This window comes from Methylomonas sp. (assembly GCF_023228165.1).
GTDB lineage: Bacteria > Pseudomonadota > Gammaproteobacteria > Methylococcales > Methylomonadaceae > Methylomonas.
Window position 1 is genome coordinate 1 of the sequence record NZ_JALOBS010000045.1, and the last position, 22,521, is coordinate 22,521.

Consider the following 22,521-nt stretch of genomic DNA (forward strand, 5'->3'; position numbering starts at 1 on the left):
GCTCGCAATTCCAGGCGGCATTGTTGGTGGCTGTGGCGACTTCCGTAAATGATAATAATGCTAAATAAACTGTATAAAACCTAAGATTCATATCGAGGTTGGCGGCTAAATTAACTTAGCGGAATGGAAATCGAATAAAATGCTTGGCCATTTTACCTTAGGTTGCTTTTCTGTTAACAAATAATGTGCTATCCAAGTTTAGACCCGCGTGCAAATGCACTCATAAAATGGTTGACCGTCGATCTCGGTTTGCAAATTTTACATATCGAACCCGCATCCAGCGATGCCAGTTTCAGACGCTATTTCCGTGTTAAGCATGCCGATGGTTGCCATGTGGTGATGGATGCGCCGCCGGATAAAGAAAATATCGCGCCCTTCATTCGTAATGCCGTTTTGCTGCAAAAAGCAGGCTTACATGTGCCGGCTATTTATCAACAAAACCTCGAACTAGGCTTTTTGTTGTTGGAAGATTTAGGCAGCCAAAGTTTTTTAGATGCGTTAACACCGGAAAATGCCGACTCGTTATATCGAACGGCCCTGGATAGCCTGTTCAAATTGCAAGGCGATATTGACCCGTCCCTTTGCGGTTTGCCGGTCTACGACCAAGCCCTATTAAGCCGAGAGTTGGTGATTTTTTACGAATGGTTTTTGGAAAAACGCTTGAGTATCGTAATCCCCACGGCTACCCGGCAAGCGTTGGACGATTGTTTAATCGGCGCGGCCTTGCAACAGCCGCAAGTGTGCGTGCATCGCGACTACCATTCCCGTAACCTGATGGTTTTGGCTGCAGACTCGCCTGGCGTGATCGATTTTCAGGATGCGGTGGTCGGCCCGATTACTTACGATCTGGTGTCCTTGTTGCGGGATTGTTATATCCGTTGGCCGCTGCAACAGGTTATCGACTGGCTGGAGCAATACTACCAACAACTGTTAGCAGCCCGAATGTTAAATTGCGATTTCCGGCAATTCAAACGCTGGTTTGACTTGATGGGCCTGCAACGCCACCTAAAAGCCATCGGCATCTTTTCCCGTTTACATTTGCGCGACGATAAACCCGGCTACCTGGGCGACATTCCGCGCACCATGGGCTATGTCGGTGAAGTCTGTCGGCACTATCCGGAATTGGCGGAATTTAATGGTTTTCTGGAGAGTCAGGTGCTTCCAATCTATCGGACCCGGTTATGAAAGCCATGATACTGGCCGCGGGGCGCGGCGAACGCATGCGGCCGTTGACCGACCATACGCCCAAGCCCTTATTGCAAGTGGCCGGTAAGGCCTTAATCGAATATAGCCTGGAAAGACTGGCCGGGGCCGGTTTTACCGATATCGTTATCAATGTGGCTTATCTCGGTCGGCAGATTAGGGACTATTGCGGAGACGGCAGTCGCTGGCGGGTCAGGATCGAGTATTCCGATGAAGGCGCGCAAGCGCTGGAAACCGCCGGCGGCATCGCCAAGGCTTTGCCGTTGTTGGGCGATCAGCCTTTTTTAGTGGTAAACGCGGATATTTTGTTCGATTACCCCTTGGCGGCATTGCGTGATAAATCCATTGATTTAGCGCATTTGGTGTTAATCGATAACCCGCCGCACCACCCGCAAGGCGATTTTTGTCTTCAAGAGAGCGGTTCGCTGTCCGAATCGGGCCAGCCGAAATTTACCTTTAGCGGCATCGGCGTCTATCACCCCGGCTTATTTGCCGATATGCGGGCCGGGCAAGCCTTAAAACTGCGGCCGGTTTTGAATCGGGCCATGCAACAAGGCCAAGTGACTGGGGAGTACTTTAACGGCTTGTGGCTGGATATCGGCACGCCGGAACGATTGCGGGCAATATCGGAAAGCCCGGTTTTTCCGGGTTGAGGAACTTTGGCCGCAATTCGTTTCGGCACTGTGCTACCGTGCCTCATTTAACCTCAGGATCAAATATGAAGTTACTTACGCCCATTCATCTAACCATTTCGTTTGCCCTATTCAGTGGCGGAGTGGTATTCCAACCCGCATTTGCCGTGGTCACGCCGGCAGCACAGGACACCTTGATCCTGCATACCGGCATGCCTAAAAAAGAAAGCGATGCGTTGTTTTCCTATACTTTGGAATGGCGCTTGGACGATGAGGAGTTATATCGGGTGACCGGCATGAGCTTCTTGAATGCTCAAAAAGTGGAAGCCGATACCCCGCCCGGACGCATCACCAAAAAACTGGTCACGGCCGTCAAAGACGGCATGATTCAGCTGGACCCGCACTGGCGCGGCGTCACCGTCACGCAACCGGACGATAAGCCGGAGCTGGTTATAAGCAATAAGGCCGGTTACTCGTTGACTTCGGCCATTTTCAGGGATTACAGCAATCAGGCGTTGAACTTCGATCTGCAGGGAAAAAGCTTCAACGCCGCCGGCGTGCAGGTCGGTATCGATTTGGTCTATGCCGCAGACGTGGATTATCTGGATGGCTTTACCGCCAAAAAGGCGCTGACCGCTTCGCAAGGCCACATCGAAATCGGTATCGACGAACAGGCCCCTGTTCAAATCAAAACCGACGGCAAAACCAGCCGTGAGTTAGAAACGGAAATAGCCCGCCAGGTAATGCAAGCCCGGCAGAGCGAAACTTCGCTGGTTCCGCATATCATCAATAAAGATAAGCGCAATAACAAGCCGTTCGATGGTAGCGAAGTACAGTTGGTTAATTTGGCGGCCAAATCAATTCGCATCGAGGTGAACGACCCCAGCCTGGGCGTATTGATGAAATTTAAATTCAAGGACGAAAATCATAGCGTTAAAGTGGCCGAGCCGCGCTTTATGATGGCGGTGCTGGCCGGCTTAAGCATAATCGCCGTGCTTTTTTTCCGGTACAAAAACCAGAAAAAACCGGCTTAACATCCGTCAGACCGGGCCGGGTTCTGGTTTGTCCTGTTGTTGGTTGTCTTGCTTAAAGGGCAGATAATTGGCGGCCGCTTGCCGATATTGATGTACGCCAACTTGCTCGCGTTCGACGAAGTCGGCGATGGCTTCGGCAAAGCGGGGGTCTTTAATCCAGTGTGCCGAATAGGTGGTAATCGGTTCAAAGCCTCGGGAAATCTTGTGTTCGCCCTGGGCGCCGGAATCGAAACGCTGCAGGCCGTGTTCAATACAATAATCCAGGCCCTGGTAATAGCAGGCTTCAAAATGCAGGGCGTTATATTCTTCGTAACAACCCCAATAGCGGCCGTATAAACAGTCCGTGCCGATAAAACTTAAAGCCGCGCCCACATAAGTCTGATCTTTCACCGCCAAAATCAACAGGCATTGCTCGGGCATGCTGGCGGCAACCTGTTGAAAAAAGGCGGGGGTTAAATAAGGCTGGCTGTGTCTTTTTAAGTAGGTTAGCGAGTAAAACCGGTAAAACGCCTGCCATTGCGGCTCGCTGATTTCCGGGCCAGGAACACGCAGCATCTCAATGCCTTGTTCCAGTACCCGACGGCGCTCGCGTTTGATCATTTTGCGCTTGCCGGCACTCAGGGTTTGCAGATAATCGGCAAAATCCCGATAGTCGCGGTTGAACCATTGAAACTGTACGCCGCTGCGTATGCTGAGTCCCATGGCTTGCAGATCCGCCAACTGGGGCTGTGCCGGAAACAGACAATGCCAGGATGAGATGGCTGTTTCCGCCGCGGATTTTTGAATAAAATCCAACAGCAATTGCATCAATGCGGTCATATCGGTGCCCGGTTTTGCAAGTAGGCGCGGACCCTGGCAGGGCGTAAAAGGAATGGCGGTCAGCCACTTGGGGTAATAATCCAGAGCATGCTGCCGATAGGCATCCGCCCAGGCTTGATCAAACACATACTCGCCCCATGAATGCAGTTTTTCATACAAGGGCAGAATGGCCAGAATGTCGCCTTGCGCTTCGACCAGTAAGTGTCGCGCCTGCCAACCGGTTTTAGCGCAGACCGAGCCGCTTTGTTCCAACGCCAACAAAAACTCGTGGCGCAGAAACGGATAATCGAGGCCGGCCAAGCGATTCCAGTCGTCGGCGTTTATCTGGATTAGACTATGGATTTGTTTTACTTCCATACTTAAAATACAGTACTGTCAAATTAGCAAGATAACATTAATTAAGAGCCTATGACGACTCAAAAGCCCTTTTCTCAAGCCTGCGAAAACAATAAGCAACCTATCTTAGTCACACTCAAACAGGTATTTACTCAGCCCGTCACGGTTTGGGAGATCGGTAGCGGTACCGGCCAGCATGCTTGTTATTTTGCTAAGCAATTGCCGCACCTGATTTGGCAACCCACCGACCGGTCGGACAATATTGCCGGTATTCGGCTATGGCAGCGGGAAGCAAAGCTGGCCAATTTGCAAGCGCCTTTGCAACTGGATGTGGCTGATAATGTCTGGCCATGCCGGAGCATAGAGGCTGTGTTTACGGCGAATACCCTGCACATCATGAGCTGGGACGAGGTAAGGCTGTTATTCACGCGCTTGGGGCACTATTTAACCGCTCGGGCGGTGGTGTGTATTTATGGGCCGTTTAATTACCACGGCTGCTATACCAGCGACAGCAATGCCCGCTTCGATCAATTGCTGCAACGGCAAAATCCGCGTAGCGGTATTAAACACTTCGAGGAGGTGATCGATTTAGCCGAAGTCATAGGTTTGGAGTTACAGGCCGACCATAACATGCCGGCTAATAATCGTCTGTTGGTGCTCGAGCGCAAGGCGGTCCGCCGGGTAGAGCGCAGGTCCTCCTGATTTGTCGTCTTTATGACAATAGGACTGATCGGAGTGGGGCGGATGTTTTTTGTGCGACCAGTCTGCGCGGCCGCGAACAAGCGGTATGCCCGGGCATAAATAGCCGGTAGGGCTATGGCATGGAGTTGGCCTTAATATTGAATACTTAATCGCACACCTTACGAATGAGACAGTCAATATGCCGCTGGAACCGATCAATAGCCAAAGTTTTAAGCAATTTCACGATTATCTTGCCCAGCACAAAAGCCGGATGAAAAGCGACTACCAGCAACTGCTGGCTCAAGATCTTTCCAAGCAGCACTGGGACGGCTGTTTTCAGCGAAATGTGTTGGCGGTGTTGGCGGAGACCTACACCCAGGCCTTAAATTTTTTACACAGTCTACCATTTCAGTCCGGCGCTACCGCGGTCGATCGCGGCATGTCGGCGCTGACTCGGCGGTTATTGCCGATATTCGACGGGTTTGTCGATGAATTCCTGTTGTTTGCGGTGGACAAGCATCGTACCTCTTGCGCCTTGTCCAACTTTCCGGACGAACATAAGCCCAGCGACGATTATGTCAACCAGGTCAAACGCGATATTGCTGCACTCTGGCGGGACTTTGCCTTAAACGCCAACGGCTATTTTCTGGAGTGCCCATGAAACTGTATATGACCCCAGGTTCCTGTTCGACCGGTATTCATATTCTGCTGGAAGAACTGGACCTGGTGTTTGAGGCGCATTTAGTAAATTTGTTGGCCGGCGATCAGCACAAACCGGAATACCAGGCTATCAACCCCAAAGCCACTATCCCTACCCTAGTGCGAAACGACGGCAGTGCCTTGACCGAGTTTGCCGCCATCGCCTATTGGCTGGCGCGCACCCACCCCAAGGCCGGGTTGTTACCCGGCGACGCCGAGGGCGATAGCCGGGTTCTGGAATTAATCGATTATGTGGTCGGTACTCTGCACGGTCAGGGCTTTGCCAGGCTATTTACCACCGATAAATTTACGCCTAATCCCGACGATTTTGCGGCGGTCAAAGCCCAGGGCTTAAACATCGTCCGGCAGGGCTTTGATATTGTAAACAGCCGGCTGCCGGCCCAAGGCTATGCGTTGGGTGCTTTCAGCATAGCCGACGCCGCTTTGTTTTATGTGGCGTTTTGGGCCGATAAATCCAATATCACCTTACCGGACAATTGCCTGGCCCATTATCGTTTAATGTGTTCGCGGCCGGTGGTCAAGCGGGTATTAATGGAAGAAGGCTATCGGTTGCCTTAAAATCCGGATACAACCAAACAAAAGGCTTAACAATATGACATTGATTGATCCCTGTGCATTCAGGCGGGTGGCTAATGCTTCCATTGATAGCGACCATGAGAGCTTTGTAACACTGCTGAATCAACTGGATACGGCTGGCGACGCCGAGTTTCCAGGTTTATTCCGGCATTTGTTCGAGCATACCGAGCAACACTTCGCGATGGAAGATAGACTGATGCGGGATAGCCGTTTTCCGGCCGAAGCCGAACACGCCGGCGAACACCTAAGGGTATTGGGCGAATTCAAGCAGTTCAAAAGCCGTGTCGATAAAGGCATGCTGGCCTTCGGGCGCGCCTTTGTCCGGGAGCGCTTGCCGCAATGGTTTCAATTGCATGCATCCACCATGGATAGCGCTTTGGCCGCGCATATCAATGCAAACCGCAAGCAGTAAGTATTTTATGCAATGACGCTTTGTCCCGAGCTGGAGTTAATCGAAAATTTTTACGATGCCGAAGCAAGCAGTCGGTTTTTGGACTATTTTTTGCAGCAGCACGACTGGCCCGACAACCGTTATACGTTTGCCGGCCGGCAGTTTGTATTGCCTCGTCTGCAGACCTGGCATGCCGATGCGGGTATTCGCTACAGCTACAGCAATAATCTGCTGGTGACGCGGCCCTGGACGACATGGTTGCTGTCTATTCGCGCCAACGTGGAAAGCCGGTTGGCTTATCGATTTAATTCGGTGTTGGTTAATTGTTACCGCGACGGCGATGATTTTGTCGGCTGGCATGCCGACAACGAACCGGAATTGGGCCAGTCGCCCTTGATTGCCTCGCTGAGTTTCGGCGCGGCCAGGCCTTTGGCGTTCCGGCACAAAAGCAGCAGGGAAACCGGTAACCTGGTCCTGCCCAGCGGCAGCCTGCTGTTGATGCAGCCGGCATTTCAAAGCCTTTGGCAGCATAGCGTGCCTCGGGATAAGCGGATCAGCACTGCCCGGATTAATTTAACCTTTCGCAAAGTTTGTCATCCGGCATAAGCCGATAGCGCTCACGGCGGTGGATATGATTACTGCTGCTGCCAGGGAAACGGTGCGTAGGTGGCGGGTCGCCAGAATTGCAGGATTTCACTGCTGTGGTCCATGTAGTCAGCCAGCAAAGCTTGGTGGCATTGCTGGAAATAAGAGTGTATGGCCGGAGGCGGAAGATGGCCGAAGAAGCGATTCAGGTTGTCAAGTAACACGCAGGAGTTTTGAATTTCGCCCAGGCGAGTTAAATACGCTTGTATACGTTGCAGATGGTCTTCCGGCAAGACCGGCAGCAGCTCATGCGCCGCGGCCAGCATGTAGCGGAGTTTTTTGACCGCAACCCTCAGGTGGTGCAGGGTTGCGGGGTCTGCGGGGGTAATTAACCGATAACGCTCCATTGCCGTGCGGTAGCAGGAATCTATTGCGGTAAGAATGTGTGGAGTCAAAGCGGTTTTACCGAATGCTTCGTTCAATTCCCGCCCGACCTTTTCCATTAACGGTTGCAATGCCGCGCTGTCCAGGCTTTGCAGGATGGCCGGCGTTTGTATCAGTAGTCGCTGCTCGTTGAGTTGCAGGTAACGCTGATACGCTGCCAGATCGGGTAATGCATCGAGGCTGTCGGATACTTTCAGCAACATCACCTGAGTGTCGCGCAGCTCGTCAAAACTATCGAGCTGGGCTTTCAGCTGCTTGCGCAGTTTTCGTAGGGCCGGTTGAGGCGCCAGAGCCTGCAATAATTGAATTAAAGCCAGCAGGCGCCGGCAATTGATGCGTAACTTATGGACGGCCTCTTCACTGGCTGTCTGTTGGCAGTGGCTTAAGCGTTTGGCATGCTTTTGCCACAGCGTATCGAAATTTGTCAGTAGTTTTTTGCCGTCATGCATAACAAGGTTCAGGCCTTACGGCTTTGCAGGCGTTTTTTGCGCATCACCAAGGTCACGATAGGGCCGGATGCGGCATAAGCCACGGAAAGCAGAAATAACATGCGTTGTGGTTGGGCCATCACAAAGCCCACCACCAGCATGGCCAGAATAGTGACGATAAACGGCACCCGGTTTTTAAAGTCGATTTCCTTGAAGCTGGAATAACGGAAGTTGCTGACCATTAGCAAGCCGGTGGTAATGGTGGTGACCAACACCAGATATTTAAAGTTCTCCACGTCATAGCCGTTTTCCACGCAAAACCACAAGCCGCCGGCTAGAATCGCCGCCGCCGCGGGGCTGGGTAAGCCTTGAAAATAGCGTTTGTCGGCTACTTCAACCTGGGTGTTGAAACGGGCCAGTCGCAAGGCGCCGCCCGCCATGTGTACGAAAGCGGCAAACAAGCCGACCTGGCCCATGCTGGACAAGGTCCACAAATACATGACAATCGCGGGTGCGGCGCCGAAGGACACCATGTCGGACAAGCTATCGTATTGCACGCCGAATTCGCTTTGGGTGTTAGTGAGTCTAGCAACACGGCCGTCCAGGCCATCCAGAATCATGGCCACGAACATGGCGATGGCCGCCGTCTCAAACCGGCCGTGAATAGCCGAGGTGATGGCGTAAAAGCCGGCGAACATGGCGCCGGTCGTGAACAGGTTGGGCAATAGATAAATGCCGCGATGGCGTTTGGTCTGGGGTTTTTGAATCATGGCGTTGGCAAGCAAAGAAAAGTTGGCTTCATTTTACATGGTAGGCTCAGGGCTTGCCATTTCGTTTATATGACAGCAGATGGCGTTGCAGGTAACACGGACGTTGCCGTCATGGGCGGAATGAAGCATGACAAATTGCGAGGGTTCCAAAACCTGGATGCCGTTTCACTTTATCCAGGCTACGCTAGCTGGTTATTCAGTAAAAGCATTGGTTTTGGCGGAGTTGCGCGAGCCGATGCGGAAAGGTTTGCGCAAGGTAGTTTTGCAGCCCCAGCCAAGCTGCATTGGCTTCAGCGATCAAACGCTGTTCGACAGGCAGCTTTTTTTCGATGCGGGTGTAATGCAAGCCGTGGTAGTGGATTCCCGCCTCCAGCAGCGCAGCTTGCATCGCCTTGATATTCTTGATGCCGTCATCGATCAGGATAATGTGCTCGTAATGCAAATTGAGTTTTGCCAACAGATCCAGTAATAAGCTTCCCTTATTCTGCCCGCTCACCATCAACACGCCATCGTCATATCCTACCGCGGCTTCCGTTGCGTTCGGGTTTGCTTGCCAGCCATACATCAGGCCGTTAGGGTCGCCGTTGAGCGGCAACGGTAGGACATAGCCGGCGTTTTTCAGTTCCCGCAGTGTCGGGCCGCGACTGTAGGGACTGCGAGCGGTGAGAAACAGTTTATCGGCAGCAAGCGAGTTGACGGTTTCGTCGCTATGCGCTTCGGTTTTTTTGAATGTTTCCGTTTCGTAATTGATGGCATTGACATCGAACTTGCACGGCACGTAGTGGGGGTCGTTGCGATCCAGCGTGCCTTGCCACTGGTACCAATGATCGCTGCCGAAAAACGCTTCCGACGTCAGCAAGGTATCGTCGATATCGAACACCACCAGCGCACGGCCCAATTCAGGCGCTAAATAATTTTTGACGTCGGACAGGTTCTTGCTGGGAACCACCTCGGAAATAACAGCTAGGTCGTGGAATGTTTGTCGGGGCGAACAAGCGGCTAAAAAAACAGCCAGCGCCGAAACGGTTAATGCCCTTTGCAATTCTTTGACTGTTTTCATCGTTAATTGTTTGCGGCAAATCAAATAACAAAAGCGTAGCCCGTATGCAGAGAAGCGCAATACGGGATGAAGATTTTAAAATTTGGTTCAAACCCGGATTTTGTTTAAAAAGTGATGTCCGGATTCCGCCTCGCATCGTCCTGGCCTAGGGTACGCAATGCGGACCTTATCGGGTTTATCAATGGTCCATTTTTAAAAGGTACGCGGTGCGTACCCTACCGGACTAAGCCGGCTTATTTGATTTAAATGCTCTCGGTTATCCAACACTCTTCTCACAAAATCATTTCTCCTAGAACTTCCACAACAGCAACGCCTGCGGCACATTGTCATGCAGGCCCTTAATCCCGTATTTGTTGTGCCAATACTGGTATTCGATGCCGAGAAACAGATGATTTTCGTCACCCCAGAAATCGCCAATGTCTAATCTCAGCTGCGGCTGGGCCAGAGCCTGACGGGCGGCAGTTTGGTTTTGGCCGATGAAGTCGGCGAAGCCTTCGAAACTCCAGTTAGTGCCGGCAATTTGAAACGGCAGTTTCCAGACTGGGGTAATTTGCCATGAGGTGCCGATGTCGGCCGTTTCGGTAACGCGCTGGCGCAGGAAATCGATGTTGAAATAATCGAAATTGGGCAGCTCGAGGTCGACGGTCACCCCATACAGCCAGGCCCGGTAACCGCTTTGCGTACTGTCCATGTTTTCGCCCAAATTGACGCCGATAGTGAGACCAAAATCTTTGAATATGCCGTAAGACAAATCCAGGCCGCTGATTTTCCCCAGGCTGAAGGTGCTATACGCTTCGCCATACAGGTTGATTTGCGGCGCTTGTCCATACTCGGTAAACAGCGTATCCATGAAGAAAAAGTTGCGGCCGTAGGCCCAGCCATGGGCATGAGTAACGGTGACGATGGATTGGCCAACCTCATTGGGATTGAACGGCTCGTTGTAGTTGCCTCCGTGCAGATATTGGATCTCGCTGCTGCTCCATTCCAATAACTCGGCAAATCCGCACATTGGCACAGCCATCCAGATGGCGACGGTTATGAGGTTAGCATGCAGCCGAGTCGAGCGGTGCGAATCAGGCATTGTAGATAAATCCAGCGGGCAAAAAAAAGCCCATCATGAAGATGGGCTTTAATCCTAGTCCAAAAGCTTAGTTTTTGCTTTTATCGACGATTTGGTTGGCTTTGATCCAAGGCATCATGCCGCGCAGTTTTGCGCCGACTTGTTCGATTGGATGTTCGGCATTCAGGCGGCGACGTGCAGTCATTTCAGGGTAGCCGGTTTGGCCTTCCAGGATGAATTGCTTGGCGTATTTGCCTTGTTGAATGTCTTCCAGCGCTTGTTTCATCGCCCAACGGCTTTCTTCGTTGATCACTTTAGGGCCGGTGACATATTCGCCGTATTCGGCGTTGTTGGAGATGGAGTAGTTCATGTTGGCGATGCCGCCTTCGTACATCAAATCCACGATCAGTTTCAATTCGTGCAGGCACTCGAAGTAGGCCATTTCGGGCGGATAGCCCGCTTCGGTCAGGGTTTCGAAACCGGCTTTCACCAGTTCCACCGCGCCACCGCACAATACCGCTTGTTCGCCGAACAAGTCGGTTTCGGTTTCGTCGCGGAAAGTAGTTTCGATAATGCCGGAACGGCCGCCGCCGATGGCGGAGGCGTAAGACAAGCAGATGGCTTTGGCTTGGCCGGAGGCATCTTGGTGAATCGCGATCAAGTCAGGAATGCCGCCGCCTTTGACGAATTCGGAGCGTACGGTGTGGCCGGGTGCTTTGGGCGCGATCATGATCACGTCCAGGTCGGCGCGCGGCACGACTTGGTTGTACAAAATGGCAAAGCCGTGGGCAAACGCCAAGGCCGCGCCTTGTTTGATGTTAGGCTCGATTTCTTCTTTGTACAGTTTTGATTGGAACTCGTCCGGAGTCAAAATCATCACCACGTCGGCGCCGGCAATCGCTTCCGGTACGTCTTTAACAGTCAGGCCGCTGGCTTGGGCTTTGGCGACGGAAGCGGAACTGGCGCGCAGGCCGACGACAACGTCAACACCGGAGTCTTTCAAGTTGTTGGCATGGGCATGGCCTTGCGAGCCGTAACCGATGATGGCTACTTTTTTGCCTCTGATGACCGATAGGTCGGCGTCTTTGTCGTAATAAACTTGCATAGTATTTCTCGTGTATTAAGGGGTTGAATTAAATATCGGATGTCGTATTTCGCGAAACCGTCGCTGGCTAGGAGTACAAACCAGGGTTTGCACTCCAGTCATCCGTTAAAGGTGTAAGCCTTTTTCGCCGCGGGAGATGCCGGTGGGGCCGGAACGCACCACTTCGATAATGCTGTCTTCCTCGAAGCCGTGAATAAACGCATCCAGCTTGCTGGGTTGACCGGTCATTTCCACAACATAGCTAGCAGTGGTGACATCGATGATTTTACCGCGAAAGATGTCGACCATGCGTTTCACTTCTTCCCGCGTCTCCTGGTTGGTTTTGATTTTAACCAGCATCAATTCGCGTTCGATATGCGGTGCATCGGCCAAGTCGATCAATTTCACCACATCGATCAGTTTGTTTAACTGCTTGGTGATTTGCTCGATAATTTCATCGTTGCCGCGAGTCACCAGGGTCATGCGCGACAGGCTGGCGTCTTCGGTAGGCGCCACGGTCAGCGATTCGATGTTATAACCCCGCGCGGAAAATAACCCGGAAACCCGCGACAGAGCGCCAGATTCGTTTTCAATCAAAATTGAAATGATATGTCTCATTTACGATAACTCCCTGTCCAACGGTGTGCCCGGGGCAACCCGCAGCTTCATGTCGTGATGGCCTTTGCCGGCTTCGATCATGGGATAGACGTTTTCGGTACGGTCGGTGATGAAATCCAGGAATACGGTACGGTCTTTCATTGCAAAGGCTTCCTGCAGGGCAGGGCGCACATCGGCCGGTTTTTCCACCCGAATCCCGACATGGCCATAGGCTTCCGCCAGCTTGACGAATTCCGGAATAGTGTCCATATACGACTGCGAATAACGGCTTTGGTAAGAAAACTCCTGCCACTGCCTAACCATGCCCATATAGCGGTTGTTCAAATTAATGATCTTGACCGGGGTGTGGTATTGCAGCGCGGTGGACAGCTCCTGTATGCACATCTGGATACTGGCTTCACCTGTCACGCAGGCCACATCGGCATCCGGAAAGGCCAGCTTAACGCCGATAGCGGCCGGCAAGCCGAAGCCCATGGTGCCCAAGCCGCCGGAATTGATCCAGCGGCGCGGTTTATCGAAATGATAATACTGCGCCGCATACATCTGATGCTGGCCTACGTCGGAAGTGATGTAGGCATCGCCGTTGGTCACTTCGTACAATTGCTCGATGACGAATTGCGGTTTGATGAACAGGCTGCCGCGGTCATAATCCAGACAGTTGATTGAGCGCCAGCTTTCGATCAATTGCCACCAGGCTTCCAAGGCCGGTTTAGACGGCTTCAGCTTGCTCTCCTTGACCAGTTCTATCATTTGTTCCAACACCGGTTTAACCTCGCCGACTATCGGAATGTCGACCCGCACGGTTTTGGAAATCGACGACGGATCGACATCGATATGAATGATCTTGGCATAGGGGCAAAACTCGGTCAGCTTGCCGGTGACGCGGTCGTCAAAACGCGCGCCTACTGCCAGAATCACATCGCTTTCGTGCATCGCCATATTGGCTTCGTAAGTGCCGTGCATGCCCAGCATGCCGAGGAATTGCTTGTCGGTAGCCGGATAACCGCCCAACCCCATCAAGGTGTTGGTGATGGGGTAACCCAACATTTGGGTCAGCTCGGTCAATTCTTTATGACCTTCGCCCAGAATTACTCCGCCGCCGGAATAAATCATCGGCCGTTGCGCGGCTAGCAATACCTCAACCGCGCGTTTGATCTGGCCCTTGTGGCCGATCACTACCGGGTTGTAAGAGCGCATGCTGATTTTTTTAGGGTACTTATACGGTACCTTGATATTCGGGTCGGTAATATCCTTAGGAATATCGACCAATACAGGGCCGGGCCGGCCGGTGGTGGCCAGATAAAAAGCCTTTTTAATGGTTTCGGCGATATCGTTGACATCCTTGACCAGAAAATTGTGTTTCACGCAGGGGCGGGTAATGCCGACGGTATCCACTTCCTGAAACGCGTCGCTGCCGATCACCGGCGAGGGCACCTGGCCGGAAATAATCACCATCGGAATCGAATCCATATACGCGGTGGCAATGCCCGTGACGGCATTGGTTGCGCCAGGGCCGGAAGTCACTAGCACCACGCCGGGCTTGCCGGTGGCGCGCGCATAGGCGTCGGCCGAGTGGGTGGCGCCCTGTTCGTGGCGCACCAGAATATGTTTTACGTCGTCTTGATGAAAAATGGCATCATAGATGTGCAAAACCGAGCCACCTGGATAGCCAAAAATAAATTCGACACCTTCGTCTTTAAGACACTGGACAAGGATATGTCCGCCGCTGAGTTCCAATTTTATGTCCTCAAAATACTAATCAAACCTGAAAATGCTTTTTACAAAAAAAGGTTGTGTAAACTACTGTCTTTAGACGCTTTCGTCAAGGAAAACCAAGCGTTTTGCTTAGGTTTTAATCTTGGCGAAAGCACCCATTTGATGCAGGGGAATAGGTGTGGAAGGCAAATTTGTTGACGTTTGGCAGGGGAGTTTAAGTGTTGAGCCGGAAATAATGGCCGGAATGTTGGGCAGCCTCAGCGAAACAGAGCAGCAAAAAGCCGCTGCCTTCAAGCTGCCCGTGATGCGCCAACGCTACATTACCGTGCGTTTTCTGCTGCGAAATACCCTGGCGAATTATTTGCAAACCAAGCCGCGAGCGTTGCAATTTCAAGTCGATAGTTACGGAAAACCGTTTTTGGCGTGCGGCTCGCTGCATTTCAATATTTCCCATACCGCCGACATATTAATGATAGCGGTGGCCAACTTTGCGGATATCGGAATCGACGTCGAAGTGATCAAACCGCGCGGCAGTCTGGACAGTTTGGCCGCGCGCTGTTTCTCCATGCGTGAATTGCACGATTGGCAACAATTGCCACCCGAGCACAGGTCCGTAGCATTTTATAGCTTGTGGACCAAAAAAGAAGCCTTTGTCAAAGCCGTGGGGCGCGGCATCGGGCTGGGATTGGAACAATGCGAAGTCGATTTACAGTCAGACGGCCAGCTGCGGGCCATTCCAGCCGAATACGGTTTGGCGACTGATTGGAAAATCACCGAATTATCGATAGACCCATCCGCTCGCGCCGCACTGGCGAACAGAAATTGCAAATTTAGCTTGCGCCACTTAATGCTGGTCACTGCGCTTGAGGCTTAAAAACCGATAAAAGGCTGCAATTCATCCCGATTTAACAACACAATCTGCTGCGCCATCGCTTCGCGCTGCATATCATCCTTGCCGAGACGCATAGCGATCAGCAAGTACGGCAATAGCGCGGCACGAACAGGAACCAGTAATCTGCCGTCCGACATACCGAAATCACGCTCAATAGCCATTTTTTGCGTCATGCTCAAACCGGGATGCGGACCAACCTCAAGCATTAACTGTTTATCCCATAATGCATCGGCTGGACACGGCTCGGGTGCTTCAGACAGCGTATGAGCAGCATGCACCCGCGCCAACACAAAGTCGCGAAAGTCGCTATGCGTATAACTATATGCCCGCATATGCCAGCGCCAGCCGTCAAACACCAAAGTATGCGCTAAAACCCGCCGTGTAGCCGGTTCAGCAGTCGACATGGACTGATACTCTATTTCAAGTAAGCGTTTAAACCGCACCGCCTGCAATACCGGCCGCAATATATTGATATCCAGATGGCGGCTCGGCGTGGTCAGTACCTCTACTGCCGGCATATTGCTCATCAAAGTCAACACGGAAGACGCGGCAGACTGCGAGGCTTGCAGCACCTGCATGCATTCCTGCGGCTGACCGCTGATTAACAAGGGCTGAAAATGCTCGGTGATCAAATAGCGCTTTAAAGACCGGTCATAAAGCAAATTGTCCGGCCGCAACGACAAATACCGGCCAATATCTTTGGTCGCCTGCACTCGGCTGATGGCAAAGGTATCGGTCAGAAAATTCGTCGCCAGTTCGCCGGTCCAGAACACGGTTGCTTCCAGCAGTGTCAAACGCTGGCGGACATCCCATTTCAGAGCCGATAATATCGTTTCGCCGTTGCTCATAAAAATATGCTAAAAAAGGTTGCATGAGAATAAAGTTATGAGTTAAAGTCTACACCGAACCGGCCAACAACTTTTAGATAAATGACAAAGCAGGTCGGCGGACTCTGGGTGAAAGACTAACGTTTGCATGAGGCGAGGAAGAAGGCGTCTATTTTCTGGTTTTGTCGGAAAACGGCGATCACAGGCAAACGGTAATAGGCAGGCAGAAAATCGTTTACAGCAACGCACTAGGATTGCGGGTAAAAAAATGATTAAAATGGACAAAATAGTCATTCTTTAAGCGGAGGATTTTATGAAAATTATCAATGCCACCCAAGCCAAGCAAGCTTTCGGAGAATTATTGAACAACGCACAGCAGGAACCGGTTGTCATCCAGAAACACCAGAAGGATTTCGCCATTTTAGTGTCGTCAGCCCGTTACCAGGAGTTGTTGGCATTCGAAGATACCTGTCTGCACAACCTGGCCGTGATGGCCGAACAGGAAGGCTTTATCGGTACGGAAGCCAGTAAGAATTTATTGGATAGCATTTGATGCGTCAGATCGATTTCACTAAATCGGCAGAAAAAAGCCTGCGAAAACTGGCCGAATCGGATCAGCGCATTGCTAAGCAAATCAAAATCAAGTTGCTGGCTTTACTGCAAGAGCCGCAGCCGCAGGAGTCGCTAAAAATGGTTGGCAACCCTGTCTATTTACGGGTTCGGGTTGGTAAATACCGGATTATCTATCGTTTTGATGATGCCATGCTTTACATCGTGTTGATTGCCAAACGCGAAATTGTGTACGAAGAATTTGCTCGGCTGATGACACGATGAAAACCGTTTTACAGTAGGAGTCAGGGCATGGCTTTGCATGTTACCGATGTTGAATATCTCCAAAACTACGAACTTAAACTGGTGTTTAACAATGGTGTTACTGGTGTTGTCGATTTAAGCAATGCATTGTGGGGAGAAATGTTCGAGCCATTATCAGACCCGTTTTTATTCAGCCAAATTCGGCTAGATCCGGAGTTGGGAACCGTTAGCTGGTCAAACGGTGCTGATTTGGCGCCGGAATTTCTGTACGACTTGATTCAACCGATAAGCAACATGGAGCAATAAGCGAGGCGATAAATGTCAGATACAAGGCTGTATTACTATTGGGGCAAGGCCAAGCCGGAGGATGGCGAAGGCCCAGCTTACCATTTGCTGCCCCATTGTTTGGATGTGGCTAACTTATGATTAAATTCAATCCAAAAGAAAGTGGTTGGGCCAAAACTAACGAAGATGGATCTCCTGGCTTACCGATTTTTGAGCATTGTTGTCATGTAGGTTGGGTTGCGTTGGAGCTGGTAAAGCAAAGGCAAAAAATTCCCGATGCCGACCTAACGCCAATTGGGGCAGCGGTTCTTGCCGCCATTCATGATATTGGAAAATGGTCGCCGGGGTTTCTCGTAAAATGTCCTCCGTGGTTAATTCGAGAAAATTTAGTTTTATTTGCTGCCGATCATGCTTGGGAAGCGCAACAAGAGAAGCGGCATGAGGCACACAGTCAGGATTCAATTCAGCTGATGCTTCAAAATCGTGGAGTAAAGCAATCGGTAGCACAAGCGTGGGCAATGATTGCAGGCGCTCATCACGGAAAAATGCATGTTCCTGAAAAATATGGCAATGGTGATGTTACTTTTTTCATAGATGACTGGCATTTCCAACGGCAACAAATTATTTCCGAATTAGAAGCTGAGTTTGGTTGCGAGATACCCACTTATGAAGTAAGTAAGCGTGATTCGCTTGTTCCGTGGTTAATGGGATTAACCTCTGTTGCTGATTGGATTGGATCAGATGAAACATATTTTCCGGTAAATAAAGGCCTGAATACTGGCAACGGCAAAATAGCGGCAAAGCTTGCTGTCGAAAGTATAGGTTTAGCCAATCCACGCGTACGAAAGGGCCTGAAGTTTAAAGATATTTTCGGCTTCATTCCAAACGAACTACAAGAAAAAGCATTACTTGCCATTAAGGAACCCGGTATTTACGTCATAGAAGCGCCGATGGGGTTGGGGAAAACTGAAGCGGCATTGGCGTGCACTTACGAGCTTTTAAAAACCGGAAAAGCGTCGGGATTGTATTTTGCTTTGCCTACGCAATTAACATCCAACCGGATTCATTTGCGGGTTAATGATTTCATTAACGCAATTTCTGAAACACCCGAAAATGCAAGACTGGCTCATGCTAATGCTTGGCTGGAGCCGGATTATTACCAGCCAAGGGCAGTACAAACCATATTAAAAAAATCGGATGGCGATGCAACAGCTAGCCGTGACTGGTTTGCCTCCGCTAAAAGGGCATTATTGGCTAATTTTGGCGTGGGTACGATCGATCAGGCGTTAATGTCGATTGTTGCAGTGAAACATTTTTTCGTCAGGCGTTTTGCATTGTCCGGCAAAGTCATCATCATTGATGAAGTTCACAGTTACGATTATTTCACTGGAACTTTGGTTAAATGCTTATGCGATGAGTTATTAAAGCTCGGCTGTACGATCATAATTTTGTCCGCAACGTTATTGCCAAAAGTTAGAAATAAATTAATCGGTATTGATGATAATTTAGTAAATGTAGATGTCTATCCTTTAATTACCGGAAAAACGACAACTGGCGATGTTATAAAGCCGCAGTTTGCAGTAGCACCGGAAAGGCAAGCGGTTCGTAAAATTTTTAAAAACTCTAATCACTTAATCGAAGATGCTGTCAAGGCCGCTCAAAAGGGTGCCAGAATTTTATGGGTTTGCAATACGGTTAATCTCGCGCAGCAAATATTTGAGCAATTACCAAACGATAGTGGTTTTGAATCCGGACTATTGCATTCGCGCTACCCGCATTTTGTCCGGCAAGAGCGGGAAGCGTATTGGATGAAAAGATTGGGTAAGACTGGTGAGCAACAAGGCGGTTGTATTTTGGTTTCGACACAAATTGTCGAACAAAGCGTCGATATTGATGCGGATATTCTTATCTCGGAACTCGCGCCAATGGATATGCTGTTGCAAAGGATTGGACGCTTATGGAGGCATATGGATGTTAGACCTGCACAAACTAGGCCTGTCTCTGAACCGCAAGTATGGATTGTCGAGGAAGAAAAAACACTCGCCGAATTGAAACAGGAAGGTAGCGAAAGCATTAAGAAAGCTTTCGGTAGAAAAGCAAAAGTCTATCAAGCGTATCCGTTACTTAAAACCTATCAGACATTGCATGGGTATGAATTTATCGAACTATCGAATAAATTCGGGGATTCACAGATTCGAGAATTACTGAAAAATACTTATGAAAATACAGAATCAGACCCTGATTCATGGCAAGCCTTGTACTCGGAAGTAAAAGGGACAGAGTTTGCTGAAACAAAATTAGCCGAAGGAAATACAAGGTTATTTTCCAAAATGGCTTTAGCTGACGAGGACGGCAAACAAACACGGCTAATTGATATTGAAACAATTCCGCTTTTGATTGTTTCAGAAAGTAGTGAAAATCAAATAACTTTGTTGGATGGCTATAAGATTTTCTTGCCTATTAACGAATTCAAAATACTGGATGCAAGGGCAATACATCAAAACATTGTCAGAGTGCATGCTTGGCCATTCGAGCAAGTTAAAAAAGAGTCGGAACTGTCTTTTTATCTAAAGGGTAAACATTGTTTGGCTCAACTGGATAACGACAGTCGTCTTAAAATAGATGAATTAAAGCCTGAAATAAAACTTTCATGGTGCAAAATAAAAGGCGTAATACAAACTTATAACAAAGGAGGGTTTGATGAATCTTGTGACTGATCCGTGGTTACCAGTGACTAATAGCAAGAATCAATTGTGCTATATCAGCTTGAATCAATTATTTGAGCAACCTGATGAATGGCTGGATTTGGTGTTGCGACCGCATGAACGAGTAAGTGTCATGCGCTTTTTGATTTGTCTGGTTCAGGCTGCATTAGATGGTCCTGAGGAGGAAAATGACTGGGATGATGCTATAGAAATAATACCAGAATACACATTAGAATATCTAAAACATTGGAGAAAAAACTTTTATATTTTTGAGGATGATATACCTGAGAGTGAAGAAAATATATCTCCATTTTTACAGATCAGAAGTCTTAAGCCAGGAAATGATACAACTTCTGGCCCGTCAATTACAAAGTTAGATAGCTCCCTAGCTGTAGGTGAGAATGCTTCAACATTATTTGACCATGGTGCGGCATGTGAAATTACGGGTTATTCAATTGACAGAGAAATGACTGATAGTCAGATAATTATATCGCTCATTACATTTTTGAATTATTCACCTTCAGGAACTCAATCTTCTGCAAAGTTAGGAGGTGTGTTGATAAAGCATAATAGTGGAGCAACAGATTCTCCTTGTGTCAATCAAAATATGCTGCATACATTTGTTGTCAAGCGCTCCCTTGTTCGAACAATACATGCCAATTTAATTGACAAAGAAACCTGTGAGGACTTCTTTGGGAAAAACTCTTGGGGAAAGCCTGTTTGGGAGATTGCTGAGCCAAAGAGCATAGATGATGAACAGGCCAAACAGAATGCAGTAGTAACTTATCTTGGACGACTGGTGCCATTGAGTAGGTTTTGTAAACTTAAAAAAGAAAGTAAGTATTTTGTTTATTGTAAGGGATTTGAATATTCCACAAAGCCTAAGAAAAAAACCGATAGTAAAAAGGTTTATCGTGATTTTTTGCCTGAGCCATCGACTACAATTATTTTGAGCTCTGAAAACGACTATTCAGTACTGAAGGCTGGTAATAATGTTCCTTGGCGTGAAATTTCGGCATTAACTGCAAAAAGAAGTAAGGGCACAGAAGGAGGAGCATTACCATTAAAATTTTTGAGTCGCGGTGAAAGCCTTGACATCATTGTTCTAGGCCAAATTAGAGACCCAGAAAATGTGGCAAAGGTTTTAGATTTGGTTGAATCTAAGGTTCATATTCCTGCTTTCATGCTTGATAGCAGAAATCGGCAAGTTTATGAAGCCAATATTAAATTATGTGATCAAAAATCTTATCAGCTTTTCAAGGCAATAGAAAAATATAGAGCTTCTGTCGATGATGATTGGAAAAAAATTCTCAAGCGCTTTTCAGAGAGAGAAACAAGACCGTCCGACAGAAAAGCACGTGATATTTTTAGAAAAAAAGCAACCCACTATTATTGGACGTTAATTGAAAAACAACGCCATTTATTAATGCAATATATTTCATTGCTAGGGACGGAATCGGATCAGGCGCGTGAAGAATCCAAGAAAGCTTGGTTAAATGCCATTAATAGTGCGGTAGATGAGACTTATAGAACCTTATGTAACCAAGATAGCCCTCGTCAACTGCGCGCTTATGTAACCGGTTGGCAGATATTGCACCCGAGTAAATCAGAACATCAGGAGGCGGCATGAGTCATGTATTTGAGGAGCGTTTTATTCAGTATTTGCAAAATTTACAGACTGATCGAGGGAAAATGGCAACACTGCGTAAAGGATTAATAGAGAGCCAGGCGCAGGCGACTTGGGCATTACTCAGTCGATTTGTTGATTTTGATAGGCCATATCAAATAAAGACTATTCAAACCGTTGCAGGGTTATTTGCTCATCACTCGAAAACTGCAGATCATGGGAACATTGGCAGTTTATGTTTTCAATTATTGGATAGCGACGAAAAGCAAAAATTAGCATCTGGGGAATCGGGCACGATTTCTAGAAATTTTCAATATGCTTTGGCGGCAAATAACGATGAAATTTTACTAAGAGTAAGAAAGCTAATATTTCGAGCAAAAGCAAATGAGAAAGTAATTGGTGTCAACTATGTTCAACTGACAGCAGACTTGTTGGCGTGGAACAACAGTTTTAAAAAAGAAAAAATAAAGTTAGCTTGGGGAAAAGAATTCTGGAAGGTTTATGCCGATATTGATTCGGATGAGGCTGCGGAGGTTGTCAATAATGACTAATTTGGTCAAATTGTCGTTGACATACGAACGAATAGCGAAAGAAAAAATTACTGATAACTACGCGTGGCATAAAAAGGCATGGGAGCTATTTCAACATCATCCTGAGTTGCAACTGCGAAATAACAGGCCGGAAAGCGAAAAAGGCCCTACACCATTTCTAAGCCGATATACGACCAAGAGTCAGCATGTCGAATTATTGTTGGTATCCGATTATGAGCCACAAATGCCGAATTGGTGTACAGAACAAACTTGGCGAGTTGTAACTATTAGTAACGAGTTTTTATCTCAGCCAACTTATCAATTTGATTTATATGCGAATCCGACAAAAGCCATCAAAAAGCCGAATGGTCAAGGAGGATTTGCTAAAAACAGGCAGAGATTAACTTTGATGGATGAGTTTTCTCAAACTGAGTGGTTAATACGCAAGGCGGCTAGGCACGGCTTTATTTTGAGAGACGATATTCCACTAAAGCTTGATAAACCGGTTGATCATAGATTTAACAAAAAGGGCGAAAAAGGTTTGCATATCGGTGTGCGTTTTCAGGGAATATTGGAAGTTACCGATCATGAAAAATTTAAGCGAGCTTTTCGCGAAGGTATTGGCTCGGCTAAAGGATTCGGTTTTGGCTTACTGTTGATTAAACCGTTGCAAATTTAATTTTTA

At 48.8% G+C, this 22,521-nt stretch carries 25 protein-coding genes; 16 read left to right on the forward strand and 9 right to left on the reverse strand.

The features are described from left to right. Positions 1 to 249: 249 nt before the first annotated feature. The 3 genes from M0R33_RS22055 (at position 250) to M0R33_RS22065 (ending at position 2,869) form a co-directional block, all read left to right on the forward strand. Positions 250 to 1,185, forward strand: a complete 936-nt coding sequence (locus M0R33_RS22055) for a phosphotransferase (RefSeq protein WP_366044517.1) — start codon at positions 250 to 252, stop codon at positions 1,183 to 1,185. Continuing rightward, positions 1,182 to 1,856 (forward strand): N-acetylmuramate alpha-1-phosphate uridylyltransferase MurU, encoded by a 675-nt coding sequence (gene murU / locus M0R33_RS22060; RefSeq protein ID WP_292574126.1) that lies wholly within the window; start codon positions 1,182 to 1,184, stop codon positions 1,854 to 1,856. The genes M0R33_RS22055 and murU overlap by 4 nt, the downstream gene beginning before the upstream one ends. 65 nt (positions 1,857 to 1,921) lie before the next feature. Beyond that, the gene (locus tag M0R33_RS22065) at positions 1,922 to 2,869 is read left to right on the forward strand and encodes a hypothetical protein (RefSeq protein WP_292574127.1); all 948 of its coding nucleotides are present in this window, start codon (positions 1,922 to 1,924) and stop codon (positions 2,867 to 2,869) included. A 6-nt stretch (positions 2,870 to 2,875) separates the two neighbouring features. On the opposite strand, the gene M0R33_RS22070 is transcribed toward M0R33_RS22065, so the two are convergent. Then, positions 2,876 to 4,045, reverse strand: coding sequence for a GNAT family N-acetyltransferase (locus M0R33_RS22070; RefSeq protein ID WP_292574128.1), 1,170 nt, complete (start codon positions 4,043 to 4,045; stop codon positions 2,876 to 2,878). 51 nt (positions 4,046 to 4,096) lie between these two features. Here M0R33_RS22070 and M0R33_RS22075 point away from each other — a divergent pair, with 51 nt between their 5' ends. From M0R33_RS22075 to M0R33_RS22095, 5 genes are all read left to right on the forward strand, one after another. Then, the gene (locus M0R33_RS22075; protein WP_292574129.1) at positions 4,097 to 4,726 is read left to right on the forward strand and encodes a DUF938 domain-containing protein; all 630 of its coding nucleotides are present in this window, start codon (positions 4,097 to 4,099) and stop codon (positions 4,724 to 4,726) included. Positions 4,727 to 4,904: 178 nt separating this feature from the next. Further along, positions 4,905 to 5,366 carry an amine oxidase gene (locus tag M0R33_RS22080; protein WP_292574130.1) on the forward strand — a complete coding sequence of 154 codons (462 nt, stop codon included), beginning with the start codon at positions 4,905 to 4,907 and terminating at the stop codon, positions 5,364 to 5,366. Further along, positions 5,363 to 5,983, forward strand: a complete 621-nt coding sequence (locus M0R33_RS22085) for a glutathione S-transferase (protein ID WP_292574131.1) — start codon at positions 5,363 to 5,365, stop codon at positions 5,981 to 5,983. The genes M0R33_RS22080 and M0R33_RS22085 overlap by 4 nt, the downstream gene beginning before the upstream one ends. A gap of 34 nt (positions 5,984 to 6,017) precedes the next feature. Next, positions 6,018 to 6,413, forward strand: a complete 396-nt coding sequence (locus tag M0R33_RS22090) for a hemerythrin family protein (RefSeq protein ID WP_292574132.1) — start codon at positions 6,018 to 6,020, stop codon at positions 6,411 to 6,413. Between the two features lie 12 nt (positions 6,414 to 6,425). Next, the gene (locus M0R33_RS22095; protein WP_292574133.1) at positions 6,426 to 6,998 is read left to right on the forward strand and encodes an alpha-ketoglutarate-dependent dioxygenase AlkB; all 573 of its coding nucleotides are present in this window, start codon (positions 6,426 to 6,428) and stop codon (positions 6,996 to 6,998) included. A gap of 29 nt (positions 6,999 to 7,027) precedes the next feature. Here M0R33_RS22095 and M0R33_RS22100 read toward each other — a convergent pair whose 3' ends face one another. The 7 genes from M0R33_RS22100 to M0R33_RS22130 form a co-directional block, all read right to left on the reverse strand. Next, complete coding sequence (locus M0R33_RS22100) at positions 7,028 to 7,870, reverse strand: CHAD domain-containing protein (RefSeq protein ID WP_292574134.1); 843 nt, start codon at positions 7,868 to 7,870, stop codon at positions 7,028 to 7,030. Between the two features lie 8 nt (positions 7,871 to 7,878). Next, positions 7,879 to 8,619, reverse strand: coding sequence for a CDP-diacylglycerol--serine O-phosphatidyltransferase (pssA, locus tag M0R33_RS22105; protein WP_292574135.1), 741 nt, complete (start codon positions 8,617 to 8,619; stop codon positions 7,879 to 7,881). Between the two features lie 196 nt (positions 8,620 to 8,815). After that, positions 8,816 to 9,679 (reverse strand): DUF2608 domain-containing protein, encoded by an 864-nt coding sequence (locus tag M0R33_RS22110; protein WP_292574136.1) that lies wholly within the window; start codon positions 9,677 to 9,679, stop codon positions 8,816 to 8,818. A gap of 289 nt (positions 9,680 to 9,968) precedes the next feature. Continuing rightward, positions 9,969 to 10,760, reverse strand: coding sequence for an outer membrane protein OmpK (locus M0R33_RS22115; RefSeq protein ID WP_292574137.1), 792 nt, complete (start codon positions 10,758 to 10,760; stop codon positions 9,969 to 9,971). Between the two features lie 67 nt (positions 10,761 to 10,827). Then, positions 10,828 to 11,844, reverse strand: a complete 1,017-nt coding sequence (gene ilvC, locus M0R33_RS22120) for a ketol-acid reductoisomerase (RefSeq protein ID WP_292574138.1) — start codon at positions 11,842 to 11,844, stop codon at positions 10,828 to 10,830. A gap of 105 nt (positions 11,845 to 11,949) precedes the next feature. Further along, positions 11,950 to 12,441, reverse strand: a complete 492-nt coding sequence (gene ilvN / locus M0R33_RS22125) for an acetolactate synthase small subunit (protein ID WP_292574139.1) — start codon at positions 12,439 to 12,441, stop codon at positions 11,950 to 11,952. Next, a complete protein-coding gene (locus M0R33_RS22130) occupies positions 12,442 to 14,178 on the reverse strand; it encodes an acetolactate synthase 3 large subunit (protein WP_292574140.1) in 1,737 nt (578 codons plus the stop codon). Between the two features lie 157 nt (positions 14,179 to 14,335). On the opposite strand from M0R33_RS22130, the gene M0R33_RS22135 reads away from it, so the two are divergent. Continuing rightward, positions 14,336 to 15,031 (forward strand): 4'-phosphopantetheinyl transferase superfamily protein, encoded by a 696-nt coding sequence (locus M0R33_RS22135; RefSeq protein WP_292574141.1) that lies wholly within the window; start codon positions 14,336 to 14,338, stop codon positions 15,029 to 15,031. Here the strand turns inward: M0R33_RS22135 and M0R33_RS22140 are convergent. After that, positions 15,028 to 15,897 carry a WYL domain-containing protein gene (locus M0R33_RS22140; RefSeq protein ID WP_292574142.1) on the reverse strand — a complete coding sequence of 290 codons (870 nt, stop codon included), beginning with the start codon at positions 15,895 to 15,897 and terminating at the stop codon, positions 15,028 to 15,030. The genes M0R33_RS22135 and M0R33_RS22140 overlap by 4 nt on opposite strands. A gap of 292 nt (positions 15,898 to 16,189) precedes the next feature. Between M0R33_RS22140 and M0R33_RS22145 the strand changes: the two genes are divergently transcribed. The 7 genes from M0R33_RS22145 (at position 16,190) to cas6e (ending at position 22,515) form a co-directional block, all read left to right on the forward strand. Further along, complete coding sequence (locus tag M0R33_RS22145) at positions 16,190 to 16,429, forward strand: type II toxin-antitoxin system Phd/YefM family antitoxin (protein WP_292574143.1); 240 nt, start codon at positions 16,190 to 16,192, stop codon at positions 16,427 to 16,429. Further along, positions 16,429 to 16,710 (forward strand): type II toxin-antitoxin system RelE/ParE family toxin, encoded by a 282-nt coding sequence (locus M0R33_RS22150; protein ID WP_292574144.1) that lies wholly within the window; start codon positions 16,429 to 16,431, stop codon positions 16,708 to 16,710. Before M0R33_RS22145 ends, M0R33_RS22150 begins: the two co-directional genes overlap by 1 nt. A 27-nt stretch (positions 16,711 to 16,737) precedes the next feature. Continuing rightward, the gene (locus M0R33_RS22155; RefSeq protein WP_292574145.1) at positions 16,738 to 16,995 is read left to right on the forward strand and encodes a DUF2442 domain-containing protein; all 258 of its coding nucleotides are present in this window, start codon (positions 16,738 to 16,740) and stop codon (positions 16,993 to 16,995) included. Between the two features lie 116 nt (positions 16,996 to 17,111). Next, positions 17,112 to 19,691, forward strand: a complete 2,580-nt coding sequence (cas3, locus tag M0R33_RS22160) for a CRISPR-associated helicase Cas3' (protein WP_292574146.1) — start codon at positions 17,112 to 17,114, stop codon at positions 19,689 to 19,691. Then, positions 19,675 to 21,309: a type I-E CRISPR-associated protein Cse1/CasA gene (gene casA, locus M0R33_RS22165; RefSeq protein WP_292574147.1), complete on the forward strand. Its 1,635-nt coding sequence runs from the start codon at positions 19,675 to 19,677 to the stop codon at positions 21,307 to 21,309. Before cas3 ends, casA begins: the two co-directional genes overlap by 17 nt. Further along, a complete protein-coding gene (gene casB, locus M0R33_RS22170) occupies positions 21,306 to 21,857 on the forward strand; it encodes a type I-E CRISPR-associated protein Cse2/CasB (protein WP_292574148.1) in 552 nt (183 codons plus the stop codon). The genes casA and casB overlap by 4 nt, the downstream gene beginning before the upstream one ends. Continuing rightward, positions 21,850 to 22,515, forward strand: coding sequence for a type I-E CRISPR-associated protein Cas6/Cse3/CasE (cas6e, locus tag M0R33_RS22175; RefSeq protein ID WP_292574149.1), 666 nt, complete (start codon positions 21,850 to 21,852; stop codon positions 22,513 to 22,515). The genes casB and cas6e overlap by 8 nt, the downstream gene beginning before the upstream one ends. Positions 22,516 to 22,521 lie beyond the last annotated feature (6 nt).

Bases quoted from the DNA above. Each gene is read 5' to 3' on its own strand.
- murU (WP_292574126.1), top strand. From the start codon at position 1,182: ATGAAAGCCATGATACTGGCCGCGGGGCGCGGCGAACGCATGCGGCCG.
- M0R33_RS22065 (WP_292574127.1), top strand. From the start codon at position 1,922: ATGAAGTTACTTACGCCCATTCATCTAACCATTTCGTTTGCCCTATTC.
- M0R33_RS22070 (WP_292574128.1), bottom strand. From the start codon at position 4,045: ATGGAAGTAAAACAAATCCATAGTCTAATCCAGATAAACGCCGACGAC.
- M0R33_RS22075 (WP_292574129.1), top strand. From the start codon at position 4,097: ATGACGACTCAAAAGCCCTTTTCTCAAGCCTGCGAAAACAATAAGCAA.
- M0R33_RS22080 (WP_292574130.1), top strand. From the start codon at position 4,905: ATGCCGCTGGAACCGATCAATAGCCAAAGTTTTAAGCAATTTCACGAT.
- M0R33_RS22085 (WP_292574131.1), top strand. From the start codon at position 5,363: ATGAAACTGTATATGACCCCAGGTTCCTGTTCGACCGGTATTCATATT.
- M0R33_RS22090 (WP_292574132.1), top strand. From the start codon at position 6,018: ATGACATTGATTGATCCCTGTGCATTCAGGCGGGTGGCTAATGCTTCC.
- M0R33_RS22095 (WP_292574133.1), top strand. From the start codon at position 6,426: ATGACGCTTTGTCCCGAGCTGGAGTTAATCGAAAATTTTTACGATGCC.
- M0R33_RS22100 (WP_292574134.1), bottom strand. From the start codon at position 7,870: ATGCATGACGGCAAAAAACTACTGACAAATTTCGATACGCTGTGGCAA.
- pssA (WP_292574135.1), bottom strand. From the start codon at position 8,619: ATGATTCAAAAACCCCAGACCAAACGCCATCGCGGCATTTATCTATTG.
- M0R33_RS22110 (WP_292574136.1), bottom strand. From the start codon at position 9,679: ATGAAAACAGTCAAAGAATTGCAAAGGGCATTAACCGTTTCGGCGCTG.
- M0R33_RS22115 (WP_292574137.1), bottom strand. From the start codon at position 10,760: ATGCCTGATTCGCACCGCTCGACTCGGCTGCATGCTAACCTCATAACC.
- ilvC (WP_292574138.1), bottom strand. From the start codon at position 11,844: ATGCAAGTTTATTACGACAAAGACGCCGACCTATCGGTCATCAGAGGC.
- ilvN (WP_292574139.1), bottom strand. From the start codon at position 12,441: ATGAGACATATCATTTCAATTTTGATTGAAAACGAATCTGGCGCTCTG.
- M0R33_RS22140 (WP_292574142.1), bottom strand. From the start codon at position 15,897: ATGAGCAACGGCGAAACGATATTATCGGCTCTGAAATGGGATGTCCGC.
- M0R33_RS22145 (WP_292574143.1), top strand. From the start codon at position 16,190: ATGAAAATTATCAATGCCACCCAAGCCAAGCAAGCTTTCGGAGAATTA.
- M0R33_RS22150 (WP_292574144.1), top strand. From the start codon at position 16,429: ATGCGTCAGATCGATTTCACTAAATCGGCAGAAAAAAGCCTGCGAAAA.
- M0R33_RS22155 (WP_292574145.1), top strand. From the start codon at position 16,738: ATGGCTTTGCATGTTACCGATGTTGAATATCTCCAAAACTACGAACTT.
- cas3 (WP_292574146.1), top strand. From the start codon at position 17,112: ATGATTAAATTCAATCCAAAAGAAAGTGGTTGGGCCAAAACTAACGAA.
- casA (WP_292574147.1), top strand. From the start codon at position 19,675: ATGAATCTTGTGACTGATCCGTGGTTACCAGTGACTAATAGCAAGAAT.
- casB (WP_292574148.1), top strand. From the start codon at position 21,306: ATGAGTCATGTATTTGAGGAGCGTTTTATTCAGTATTTGCAAAATTTA.
- cas6e (WP_292574149.1), top strand. From the start codon at position 21,850: ATGACTAATTTGGTCAAATTGTCGTTGACATACGAACGAATAGCGAAA.